This is a genomic window from Geitlerinema calcuttense NRMC-F 0142, from assembly GCF_030285425.1.
In genome coordinates this window covers 1-12,136 of the sequence record NZ_JASVEJ010000027.1, presented here as the reverse complement: position 1 = coordinate 12,136, position 12,136 = coordinate 1, and the positions used below count along the sequence as shown (strand labels likewise).

Annotated in this window: 10 protein-coding genes; 6 read left to right on the top strand and 4 right to left on the bottom strand. The window is 50.0% G+C overall.

Annotated elements, in window-relative coordinates:
- Nucleotides 1–75 precede the first annotated feature (75 nt).
- A complete protein-coding gene (locus QQ055_RS07240; RefSeq protein WP_349775328.1) occupies nt 76–363 on the top strand; it encodes a nucleotidyltransferase family protein in 288 nt (95 codons plus the stop codon).
- A gap of 196 nt (nt 364–559) precedes the next feature.
- Here the strand turns inward: QQ055_RS07240 and QQ055_RS07235 are convergent, their stop codons facing one another.
- Entirely contained in the window at nt 560–1,156 is a 597-nt protein-coding gene (locus QQ055_RS07235; protein ID WP_286004461.1) for a hypothetical protein, read from the bottom strand.
- Between the two features lie 115 nt (nt 1,157–1,271).
- Complete coding sequence (locus tag QQ055_RS07230) at nt 1,272–2,591, bottom strand: acetamidase/formamidase family protein (RefSeq protein ID WP_286004460.1); 1,320 nt, start codon at nt 2,589–2,591, stop codon at nt 1,272–1,274.
- A gap of 312 nt (nt 2,592–2,903) precedes the next feature.
- Between QQ055_RS07230 and QQ055_RS07225 the strand changes: the two genes are divergently transcribed.
- From QQ055_RS07225 to QQ055_RS07210, 4 genes are all read left to right on the top strand, one after another.
- The gene (locus tag QQ055_RS07225; protein WP_069967207.1) at nt 2,904–3,644 is read left to right on the top strand and encodes a TetR/AcrR family transcriptional regulator; all 741 of its coding nucleotides are present in this window, start codon (nt 2,904–2,906) and stop codon (nt 3,642–3,644) included.
- 177 nt (nt 3,645–3,821) lie between these two features.
- The gene (locus tag QQ055_RS07220; RefSeq protein ID WP_286004459.1) at nt 3,822–4,922 is read left to right on the top strand and encodes an HlyD family secretion protein; all 1,101 of its coding nucleotides are present in this window, start codon (nt 3,822–3,824) and stop codon (nt 4,920–4,922) included.
- A 100-nt stretch (nt 4,923–5,022) separates the two neighbouring features.
- A complete protein-coding gene (locus QQ055_RS07215) occupies nt 5,023–5,388 on the top strand; it encodes an efflux RND transporter periplasmic adaptor subunit (RefSeq protein WP_286004458.1) in 366 nt (121 codons plus the stop codon).
- The gene (locus QQ055_RS07210; protein ID WP_286004457.1) at nt 5,389–8,568 is read left to right on the top strand and encodes an efflux RND transporter permease subunit; all 3,180 of its coding nucleotides are present in this window, start codon (nt 5,389–5,391) and stop codon (nt 8,566–8,568) included.
- 3 nt (nt 8,569–8,571) lie between these two features.
- Here the strand turns inward: QQ055_RS07210 and QQ055_RS07205 are convergent, their stop codons facing one another.
- Together QQ055_RS07205 and QQ055_RS07200 are read right to left on the bottom strand one after the other, a co-directional pair.
- On the bottom strand, nt 8,572–10,551 hold the full coding sequence (locus QQ055_RS07205) for a serine/threonine-protein kinase (protein ID WP_286004456.1): 1,980 nt from the start codon (nt 10,549–10,551) through the stop codon (nt 8,572–8,574).
- 71 nt (nt 10,552–10,622) lie between these two features.
- Nucleotides 10,623–11,033: a hypothetical protein gene (locus tag QQ055_RS07200; protein WP_069967203.1), complete on the bottom strand. Its 411-nt coding sequence runs from the start codon at nt 11,031–11,033 to the stop codon at nt 10,623–10,625.
- A 275-nt stretch (nt 11,034–11,308) separates the two neighbouring features.
- Between QQ055_RS07200 and QQ055_RS07195 the strand changes: the two genes are divergently transcribed.
- A complete protein-coding gene (locus tag QQ055_RS07195; RefSeq protein ID WP_283359543.1) occupies nt 11,309–11,896 on the top strand; it encodes a thylakoid membrane photosystem I accumulation factor in 588 nt (195 codons plus the stop codon).
- The last annotated feature ends 240 nt before the right edge of the window (nt 11,897–12,136 follow it).

Here is a 12,136-nt window from a genome sequence, read left to right as displayed (position 1 = left end):
GACAACTTGGATAAACCAGCAACTTGAAACTTTGCAAATAAAACTGCTATGACGATTACTGCAATAAATCTACCAATGGATCGAATTCATGAGTTTTGTCACAAGTGGCAAGTTACCGAATTTGCCCTGTTCGGATCTGTTTTACGCGATGATTTTCACTCTGAAAGCGATATTGATGTGTTAATCGCCTTTTCTCCCACTGCGAAACGAGGGTTAACCGAAACGCTGCAAATGCGCGACGAACTGCAAGCTATTTTTAACCGACCTGTAGATTTAATTATAAAAGCTGCGATCGAACGCAGTGAAAACTGGCTCAGACGTAAAAATATTTTGGAATCTGCACAAGTTATTTATGTCGCGTGACCCAGAATTTGTAATCGATATCGCTAATGCCATTAGGCGCAGCTTACGCTATGCAAATGGGGTTAGCAAATCAGAGTTAGAAAGCAATATGGTGTGGCTCTCGGCGGTATACTGTTTCTAGTATTTCCTGTACAATATTTAGAACATCAGCAGTTCCTCTTCCAAGTTAAAAAGCTAGACTTGGTTCAATCAGTCTTCAAGTATTAAAAATTTTTAGCTGTTCTTCCAGATATTTTTGCAATTCATCTCTATTATATTTAAAATCGCTCACTTTTTGGGTAGAAAGTAACATTAATCTTGTCTTTTCAAGGATATCTTTATGAACAAAATAATTTCCCTCTAAATCTTCTAAATCTAAGTCTTCCATAAATAAAATATCTGATATTTTTTTTGCGTACTGAAGAAACTTCTTTTTGTCTTCGTTGCTGAATTGCTTTTGTTGTAAAAACATTTCTATAGCATTAACTCTCAAGTATTTACATAAAAAATGAAGGTCGATATAACTAGCATCCTCAATTTCTCGGCTGAAAGGGTTTGGTCTGGGATTCAACGCAGACATAACTTGAACCCAGTCTAGCTCTGACATATTCATCCAAAGTGAGGGAGTTGATAGAATAAAGCTAAGTCCATAGTTAACAGAGAACTTAGCTTGGTAAGCTAATATTTCTGCGAAATCATATTTTTTTAAATCATTCAAAAACTGGCTAAAATAATCTATTCCGTAACAATCACCCTCATTATCATAAATATAGTTTAGGAGATCGGTCATATCTTTTTGTATATTATCTATCATGGCAAGTATGTATTCACTTTAGTTACTTACGATAACTGCATCGTCTGCATGGAAAATGGATGCCTCGCTGAAGATGCATAAGAGCGAATCTCAGAGCGAAAGCATCCAACTCTAATTAAGACACCCAAGTCGATCTGGGCATCAAGCAATGAACGCTATAGGCACCTGCTTCTGGGGTTTGAATGCGAGCATCTAGCGCCAAACTTGCCAGAGAATAAGCATCTAGCGCTGATAGTCCCTTTTCTTCCTGTACCCGTCTAATTAATGCCAAGGCTGATTGATTCATCGCCTCCATTGCATCGCCTTGTACTGCGTAGGTGACATAATAGTTCCGACTATCTGCTTGAGGCAAACGGGGTACTGGTGGACTATCATTTTTGGGCATCATACAGTAAACGCCCTTGAGTTGATTCACCACTTCAGCAACCCGAATATCCCCATAGGTTGCCATATATCGACGCGCATCTTGAGCGTTCAATCCTTTCCATTCAGATAAGAACTTGAGCGTTTCCTCCTCCATAATCCGCAGAGCGACATTCATATCGCGATCGTAGCCTAGCGTCATCCAATGGGTAGGAGATTCAATTCTTGGCCAAGCGAGCGTTCTTCCTTTGAGAACTTCAACCGTGAGATTGAGTTCATTAAACGCAGTTTCTACTGCGGTTAAGTTAATTTCACCATTGCCCTGTACGGCATGGGAATCACCCGACCATAGTAAAGCACCTTCCACAAAAACGGGTAGATAAACCGTCGTTCCTTCTACCATTTCCCGACAGTCTAAATTACCGCCAAACGGTCCTGGAGGTACTGTACTATATTGACCGCTTTCGGCGCGGGCTACCCCTAAAATCCCAGGAAAGGGGCGCACGGGTAACTCAATTCCGGGTAAAAATTCCGTTACCCCGCGTCTGGTATCGAGGTAGAAATGTTTGGCTTGGGCTTCAGGGAAAAGGTTAGGAAATTGTCCTAGGTTTAAATCGCCCGGTAAGTTCCAATTGGTGCCATAACTGCGGGGGACAATGCGATTAATTTTAATTTTGAGAACATCTCCAGGTTGCGCCCCTTCAATAAAAATAGGGCCTGTAATGGTGTGCGGTCCCCGCCCTGGATGATCGACGCGCAACTTAGTAATTTTTTCAATAGAAACCCCTGGCAAAACTTGATTTTGAGAAGCCATCATGGTTTCTAGAAGAATGGTATCGCCCGAACGAATACGGGCGCGGGGCGTTTCAGCGTTATTAAACCAACCCCATTGCACGGTTTCATCTGTAGCGGGAAGAAGATAAACTCCCCCTTGGTATTGCCCCACAAAACCTTCTTGCAAGGCTTTAATTTCTGCTCGTTTAGTTTGGGCTTTTCCTTGCTTTCCATGCAAAAGAGAGGTAACTGCGGCAGTAGCAGCGCTACCCAGTAAAAAGTCGCGGCGGTTTGTCATAATAACAGGGTTGAAGTGTGTTCCTGAAGTCTCAATTATTTACAAATTTTTAATTTTAAGATGTCAAGTTTTATACAGCACAGTGATTGAGAAAATGCCTGGGAACGCTCTACTCCTGCTCTTAATCCAATCTACAAAAAAGATTTGTCAGTCAACCCGAAGTTGAGGAAACTCTCACTCAGGGAAACGTAGATTGACTCGTTTCGGCTGATTTTCGTAAAACCCTCAGTGGACGGCTGAAACTGGATTTGTTAGGATATGACTGACCAGTCACATGACTGCTCGGTCACACTGAGAGCCGCTTGTTCTCCCATGCCCAATCCAACGTTTTTCAATCTGCCGAGTGCCAAACAGCAAGCGATCGTGGATATTGCGATCGCAGAATTTGCCCGCTGCGAGTACGACAGCGCCTCAATTTCCAACATCGTCAAACAGGCCAAAATTGCCAAAGGCAGCTTTTATCAGTATTTCGAGGACAAAAAGGATCTCTACCTCTACCTCATCGACTTAGCCACCCAGCAAAAAATCGCCTTTCTCAAAGCCTCTCGCCCACCCCAGCCCCAGATGGGCTTTTTTACTTACCTGCACTGGTTATTGAGTGTCGGCACCCAGTTTGACTTGTCTTACCCGGCTTTGAGCCAAATCACGAATCGGGCATTTTATGGGGAGATTCCTTTTCGAGATGAAGTCTCAAAGAGAACCCAACTCGCCTCCTTGAACTACGCGCGCGAACTCGTAGATCGAGCAAGAGTTCAAGGAGATATTGATGCCAGCATTGATGCGGACTTAGCCGTATTCATCATCAACACCCTATCTCATGGGTTGAGAGACTTTATTCCCCAGAAACTAGGGCTGACACCGGAACAGTTAACCGGAGAACAATTTCCCCAGACGGTTAGAGCGGAGATTGAGCAGATTTTTGGGGATTTGGTGCGGGTCTTAGAACAGGGAATGGGACGAGCTTCTGATGTTGCTCAACAGCATTGCGAAAGTCAATCTTTGAACTTGACGGAGGATCTGGCAAGCTGCCAGCCTCCAATTTTGGGAGGTTAGAGCAGGTTACTTTCGTCTTAGTCTCAGTCTTTTTCGCTCCCCCCTGCATTGGGGGGAACCGGAATTAAAGTCTCTCTTTATAAGGGATCTCAGCTAGATTTGCGGTTCGCACCTCAGATGTGTATGCACAGTAGCCCTCGCCTTTTTCACTGCCAATATTTTTATTAATTTGCCGTTATGTCTTCCCTAGATCGTCCTTCCAATGAACCGCCTCTCTTGAATGAGCCAGCGTACAATCCAGAACCCCCATCAAGTATTGAAAACCTGGAGAAGCCGCAGAAAAAGCCAAGGCTGAACCGTTTTTGGTGGTTGATTCCCCTTGTGGGAGTCGTGTTTGCCATCGGCGGTATCTCCTTTATCCGCTTGCGGGACAAATACAGCCAAGAGATAACCGTGGCAGAACCCGCCCCCCTAACGGTGCGAACGGTGACAGCAGAACGAGACTCAATTCAGGCTTGGATTTCCAGCGAAGGAACCGTACAAGCCGTGCGGTTTAAGCATTTGGCGTTTGATGTCGATGGCGATGTCACCTATCTTGCCGACCGGGATGGACGGACTCTGCGGGCGGGCGATGCGGTGCGTCAGGGAGAACTGCTGGCACAAATTGACGATCGCACCTTGCAGGCTGACATTAATCAAGCAGAAGCGGCGGTGAATGAGGCGCAACGGCAGCGGGGCGTAGCCGCAGCCAACATTGCTCAAATGGAATCGCAGGTTGCGGCAGCTAGGGCGCAGGTTGCCCAGGCAGAGGCCCAGGTTGCCCAGGCACAAGCGGCTCAAAATTTAGCCCAGACTGAGTTGCAGCGGTATCAGCAGCTTTTCGAGCAAGGCGTTATTTCTGCTAGCGATCTGGATAATCGGCGCAGTACGGTTCAAGATGCAGCGACTCAGGTGGCGGTAGCCCAGGCTCAGGTAGCGGCAGCCCAGGCGCAGGTGAGTACGGCGCAGGCTCAGGTGAGTTCGGCACGGGAGCAACTTCAGGCCACAGAATCGCAGATTGCGACCGCCCGCGCCCGGTTGAACCAGGCCGAGGTGGCTCTAGAGGGGACTCGTCTGTATGCCCCTTTTGACGGCATTGTCGCCTATCTCAATATTCGGGAGAACGAGTATTACAGTCTCCAGGCGGTTTCGTCTCAGTTGGGCAACTACCAGGAATTGCTGAATCGAGTCCCGATTGTTATTGTTGACCCCAGTCAGTTTGAGGTGGTGGCTGACCTGTCGGCAGGGATGAGCGATTCGCGAAGCGATCCCCTACGGGAATCGCGTTCGTCCCGGTAGTACGGTCCTCGTCACGGAAGCGCCTCAAGCGGGGCAGTCGGGCGTTAGCCTCACCGAACTAGCCGAGATTCAGGGCAGCATCTACGCGGTGAATCCGGCGGTGAGTCCCGGCAACCGAGCGATTCAGGCAACGGCTCGAATCGCTAGCGGGTCGGCCAATCTCCAACATGGGGCCAGCGTTACCCTATGGATTGCGGTAGCCGAGCAGGCCGATACTGTGGTCGTCCCGCTGAATGCGATCGCCTTTCGCGACCGGGTGCCTTATGTCTTTGCGGTGAATCCAGAGACGAATACCGTCGAGCAACGCCAGGTTGAGCTAGGCATTGAAGGCTTCGATCGGCGCGAAATTCTCAGCGGCGTCCAGGCTGGAGAACAGTTGGTGACAGAAGGACAAAGCGGTCTAGTCAATGGGGCTAGGGTGCAAGTCATTCCGAGCGTTTCACCTCACACCGGAGAACAATCTTAGATGGGTCAAAGTAATTTATCGTTGAATGGCGACCGCCCTGAGCAGGTTCGTTCCGTCTCGCCCCTAACCCGCTTTTTCTTTCTGCGAACCGTCTTTGGGATCTTGCTCACCCTGCTGATGGGGGTTGGGGGACTGTTGGGCTATGCCTCCATGATTAAGGAGTCTAACCCCGATATTGCCTTAGCGATCGCCACTGTCACCACCACCTGGAGCGGAGCCGACCCGGAAACGATTGAGCAACAAGTTACGAACGAACTCGAAAAAGAGATTCAATCCGTAGAAGGGCTAAAAACCTTAGACAGCGCCTCCTTTAGCGGCTTTTCACTCATTAACGCTGAATTCCAAGCCGATGCGGATGTCGATCGCTCCATGCAACGGTTGCGAGATGCCGTTTCTCGCGCCGAACCCAACCTCCCCAGAGAGGCAGACCAACCCGCCGTACAGTCGATTTCAGTAACGGATGCGCCGATTCTCACCGTGGCACTTTTTGGCGACTTAGACCCAGTGGTTCTGAGTCAAGCAGCCCACCAAATTCAGGATCGCCTAGAGAAAGTGGCGGGGGTGACAGAGGTGACGCTTGGCGGGGCCCGCGATGAGGTGGTTCAGGTGTTGATGAACCCCAATCAGCTTACAGCCCTAGGCATTTCGCCGATGACGGTGGCGAACCGGATTCGCACTGCCAATAGCGATATGCCGCTTGATGAGATTGAAAGCGATACCATTGGCACCCAAGTCCGCTTTTACGGTCGATTTCGGCAACTGGAAGAGTTACGGAATCTACCCATAACCCGGCTGAACGGGCGGATCGTCCGCCTCTCAGAATTAGCAGAAATTCGCCGGGAACTGGAACCCGAAAATACCCTAGCGGAGATTAGCATTGCTGGGGTCGAGTATGAATCGGTGGTCAGCGTCTCGGTGAAGAAGGTGCCGGGACAGGATACGATTCGAGTCGTGGATGCGGTTTTGGCGGATCTGGAAGCAGCCAAGGGCGATCCCAATCTGTGGCCGCTGGGGATGGACTATCTGGTTACGGCGGACGACTCGGAAATTATTTGGGAGCAACTGGGCAACCTGTTTAGTAATGCCATCCAGGCGATGCTGGCGGTGTTTGCCGTGCTGTTTGTGGCCCTCACTTGGCGGGAGGCGCTGATTGCCGGACTCTCGATTCCCCTGACCTTTTTAGGCACGCTGGCGGTGTTGTGGTTGATGGGTTCAACCCTCAACAACATGGTGCTGATCGGCATGGTGTTGGCTTTGGGGCTGCTGGTGGATGTCTTCATTTTGATGATGGAGGGGATGCATGAAGCGATCTTTGCTTCTGGGTTGAGCTTCGATCGGGCGGCGCTGAAAACTGTTAAAACCTATGCTGCGCCTGCCTTTGCGGGTCAGTTAACAACAATTTTGGCAATGACGCCGCTGCTTGCCATTGGCGGCACGATGGGTAAGTTTATTCGGTTGCTACCGCTGACGGCGGTGATTTGTTTGCTCTTGAGTTTTGCGATCGCCCTTTTGATTGATATTCCCCTCTCCCGCTTTTTACTCGGCGATATCAAGAACCGCAAAAAGTCTCGCGTCGATCGCCTCAGCGAAGCCGCTTCAGAACGTTTTGTCCGCTGGAGCTTAACCTATACGGTGCGTAACAAAACCACGGCGAGAGCTTGGATGCTGTTTGCCCTGATGCTATTTGTCACCGCTGTATTAGCCTTTACCCAAATTCCGACCGTCTTCTTTCCTGAAGAAGATAGTCTGAAAATGAGTATCAACGTTGAGCTACCGCCGAACACAACCCTAGCCTCCTCTAAAATCGTGGCAGACGACTTAGGGGAAATTCTGCGTCAAAAAGATTACCTAGACAACGCGATTAAATATGTCGGGCAAAGCAGCACCCTGGTGAGTCCGGGTACGCTTCAGCCTACTGAGGGGAGTTACTTGCTAGGGTTTTCCGCGATTTTGGTTCCCGAAGGCGATCGCGATCGCGTCTCCCAAGAGATCGCCAATGACTTGCGAGTCGAACTCAACTCAGTGCTGCAAAAGTATCCCGGCGCGCAGCTATTCGTCAGCACTGAAAGCACCACGGGGACGGGAGATCCGATTCAAATCGAAATTACGGGCAGCGATATGACCGAGTTGCGCCAAATCTCCAACCAGGTGCAAAACCTGGTGCGACAAATTCCCGGTACGGCCGACGTGCGCGACAATTTAGGCAATCTTCAATCTGACTTGCAGCTTATTCCCCGACGGGAGGATCTCGACTTCTACGGCCTCAGCGAGGAAGACATTGCCACCCAAGCCCGCTATTATATGAGCGCGACCGATGTCGGTAACTTTGTTATCGGTGGCAACCAGGAAGATATTGAGATTCGCCTGAGTACGGCCTGGCCTTCTCGGAATGGTGCAGTTGGCGGACCGACTCGCCGGGATGAGTTATCGCTGGTACGCTTCTTTGGTTCCAACCCGGATCGGCCGGTAGTACCTGCGATCGCGGTGGTGAATGCCGTCCAAGGTCAAGCGCCGCTGTCCATTACTCACCGAGGCGGCCAACGGACGGTGACGGTACTCTCTAAAACGGCAAACCGCACGGTAGGGGAAATTCTCGCCGATGCCAGACCCCTGTTAGATGAAGTTCAGACCGCTTGGCCGAGGGGTTACAGCTATGCTTTTGCAGGGGAAGCCGCCGATCAAGCCGAAACCTTTGGATCGGCAGGACTTGCCTTGATGCTTGCCATCTTTTTAGTCTTTGCGGTTCTGGTCTTGCAGCTTAACTCGTTTAGCCAGCCCATCATTATTTTGATTACGATTCCATTGGCGCTAATTGGCACCTTTGGCGGCTTTTTCCTGGCTTGGATTCCGTTTTCGTTCTCGGCGTTTATTGGCATTATCGCCCTGGTGGGTATTGTGGTGAATAATGCGATCGTCATGGTAGACACGATGAACGGCTATCGACAAGCGGGGATGACGGTCCGTAAGGCGGCGGCGCATGGAGTCGCTGACCGTTTGCGCCCCATTCTGACCACTAGCGTCACCACCATTATTGGTCTAGTTCCGCTAGCCCTCAGTTCGCCTCGGTGGATGCCGCTTTGCAGTACCATTATTTTTGGCTTGATAGCTTCCACGATGATTGCCCTGATCGTCATTCCCTGTTTATATTTGCAGTTCACGCCGAAAACTAGGGAGGCCTAGGGATTAAGGCGTCGTTGCAGGGGGTGGGGATGCTGATGGCAAATTTTGGGCTTCAATGGTTAGTTGATAGTCAATGGGATCTAAAGCCTGATTGATCGCCACAAATTCGTAGAAGCCTTGCTTGGTTGGGGAAACCGTCAGTGAGGTTTCTACAGAATCTTCGAGTAAGGCCGGATCGCTGCCGGAGGGGGGATAAACCGATAGCAGCGTGGCTTGGTTGGGGGCTTGTAAGTTCACTCGCAGGACTTGATCGTTCGCTAACTGAGCAACATAGGCTTTACCTTCGCCCGGTTGCAAGCTGCCCCTCACCGTGGTTCCGGTTTCTCCCTGGTTAAAGGTAATTCGTTCTAGGGCGGTTCCTTGAGCAATGGCTTGCACGTAGTCCGATGCGATCGCCTGCCAAATTTGCCCGTAGGGACTTCTCAAAAAAGCCGCCGCATTGGCAAATTCATCTAAGGGGAGGAACCCAAACCAAGCCTTAAACCTGGCGTCTGTGAGGTCATTGAGAGAACGGCTTCCCAAGTGGCGCTGGTTGATTTCGGCTCGCCAGCGGTCAATATCACTGCTGCTAAAACTCCCCAAACGCTGACGCGCCTGAGAACTCAAAGGTTCTAAACGATCGAGAAGTTCTGAAGCAATTCGATCCCATTGCGCCCGCAGTTCGGCATCTTCCGGGTTAGACGTGAGTTGGCGATCGCCCAATTGGGGATTCTCATTATAAAACTCGCGATTCACCAAACCAACATAAAAATTGCGGTCAATTCCCAACCGTTCCCGCCGCTGGCGCAAGGCTTCTTTACGCTGAATTTCAGTTTCCGAAAGCGGATCTTCTGGTGGCGGGGGTGAAGGTTCCTCTACGATCGGGGTTTCCGGATCGTCCGGTCTATTCTGAAGGTCTAACCACGCATTTGCACCCCACCAACCCATACCACCCGCCCCAACCAAAAGCAGAAGGATAACCAGAACTTGACCGATCCCGCCTTTCTTCGCGGGGGGTAGCGGTGCGGAAGCAGGAGAGACGGGGGGATACATCGCCTGAGTGGCCTCAGTGGCTGCGGTCGGCGGGGGTTGGGTGTAGGGCGGCGCGGAAGGTGCAGGCGCAGGCGCGGGGGAAATATATTCTCCGCGCAAGGCTTGTAAGACGGCTTGGGCGCTGCTAAAACGGTCGGCGGGGCGCTGCGCCAGCATTCGATCCAAAATCTCCCTAAGTTTGGGGCTAATCTGCGCTTGGCTATGCCAATTCCAACGCAGCGTATAGGGGTCAATGAGTTGTTGGGGTTCTTTGCCTGTCAGCAGTACGATCGCGGTGACGGCTAGGGCATAGAGGTCGCTATGGGGATACACTAGCCCCATGTGCATTTGTTCGTCTGGGGCATATCCGACTTTACCCAGTCGGGTTGCAGTGGGCGAAGCATGGACAGCCGCTTCGGTAAATTGCGATTCAACGGTCGCCGCCACCTGTTTAACGCCCCCAAAATCGATTAATACGGGCAATAAATCGGCATGGCGCAACATCAAGTTATCCGGCGAGATATCCCGGTGGATGACATTTAGGGCGTGAATGTAGGATAAAACGGGCAACAGTTGCACTAAAAGTTGTTGCACCTCATTTTCGTTAAAAACCATGCCCTGCTGCTTGCGGGCGTCGAGAAGGGCGCGGTAGGTTTTGCCCTCTACAAAGTCTTGGACGAGAAACAGATAGCTTTCATTTCCCAGCTTGGCGCGGAACAACTCCCGGAAGCGGGGAATTTGCGCGTGTTGCAGCTTGTAGAGAACCCCAGCCTCGCGTTCAAAGAGTTCTTGCCCTTTTTGCAAAGCATAGGTTCCTTGGACTTTGGGGGCAAATTCTTTAAGGACGCAAGGTTCGTTAAAACGGTTGGTATCTTCGGCGAGGTAAGTGCGACCAAAACCGCCATGTCCTAATTCGCGTACAATCCGATAGCGATCGCCCAGAAGAATCCCGTGTTGAATGGGGTTATTCATAACCAAACTCGAAAGCTCTAATCAGTCTTAGCATTAATTGACGGGGATTTTCGGGTTTTGGGGCCAGCAATTTAACCTGTACAAGGGATTTCATTTTCAAGTAAGGCGATCGCTTTGACAAAAGGTGCTTCGTCTGTACGAGTTTGCAGAATAGCACAGGCGAGTTGGATAAACTGGCAGTCTGCCCGATTTTCGGTTTCAATCAGTTTGCTAGCGGGATACTTAGCCGCTTCAATTTGGTTTTCGTGGGTGAAGCCTGTCTCCAAACCGGGTTTATTCTTTTCCCAGGTAATGGACTGACCGCGCAGGGTAAACTGAAACCACAGGATGTCCTCCCCATGAAGATCGAAGAAGATATCAAAGTAGGGTTCGCCTCCTTGGTACCAAACTCGGAAGATTTGGCTGGCTGAGTCTTTTTTGAGTAACTTTTGACTAATGCGCCGTAAAGACGCGCCTAGAGTTTGAATTTCATCAGTATTCATGGTGCCGGAACAATCCTTAAGACCCAACCTAGCAGGCTTAGACGATCGATTAAATATTCGGTTCAGTATCGACAAACTTGCAGTCCCTCAATCATCGTAGCGTCTTGCCAACAGAAGCGATCGCCATTCCCAATTGATTACGGACATTCAATTGATACACCTGATTCTAGAGGTCTTCGGGATCTTGCTCAGAAAAGTTTACGTGTGTTGCAGGCCCGCTTCAATGCCAAACTAGAGATCGAGCAAATCTAGAGGTTCAACAGCCCCCAATCGATATGAATTTGTCTTTTAATCCCTTTTTTGGGTTGCGTTCCCTGCGAATTCTGGTTTTACTAGTTGCGATCGCCCTCATCAGTTGGCTAAAACTCTTAGGGACTCCACCAGCCCTCGCCGGACTCAATGACGATCGCTTTGATGGTAATATTTTCGCCCTATATGGGGGAAATGGGGGTTTAGTTCCCGCCCGCTTAACATTACCCGAAGCCTTCAAACGAGAGCAACCGATCCTGCTGGTGTACTATCTTGATGACAGCCGCGACTGCAAGCAATTCGCCATCGTCGTTTCTCAATTACAAGCCTTTTACGGACGGGCTGCCATTTTTATCCCGGTGAATGTCGATACCCTATCTCTCACCAAAACCAACGATCCGTCAAATCCAGATTACTACTATGACGGTGTTGTACCCCAAACTTTGGTGTTAAATTCTCAAAGAGAGGTCGTCTTCAATCACAAAGGTCAAGTCGCCTTTGAAAAAGTTGATGATGTCATGCGAGAAGTCTTTAACCTTCTCCCCCGTAATGAGTCTGTCGAGTTAAAACCTCGCCCCCTCAATGAGATTAATACTGAATTAGCACCCAACTAGAGTGCTGAGTATAGAAGAGGGTGGGGGGATGGGGGAAGTTAGTGCTGAGTGGAAAGTGCTGAGTGCTGAGTATAGAAGAGGTTGGGGGGATTTCAAGAGTGCTGAGTGCTGTTGCGTTAGTTTGGTGCGTACCAGTAGGCTAAGTGGGAAAGTTAGTGCTAGCTAAGTCGAAAGTGCTGTAGCTGGCTTCCGCGTGGCGGTGTGCTGAGTCAGTATCTAGAACAACTCCCAACTCCCTTC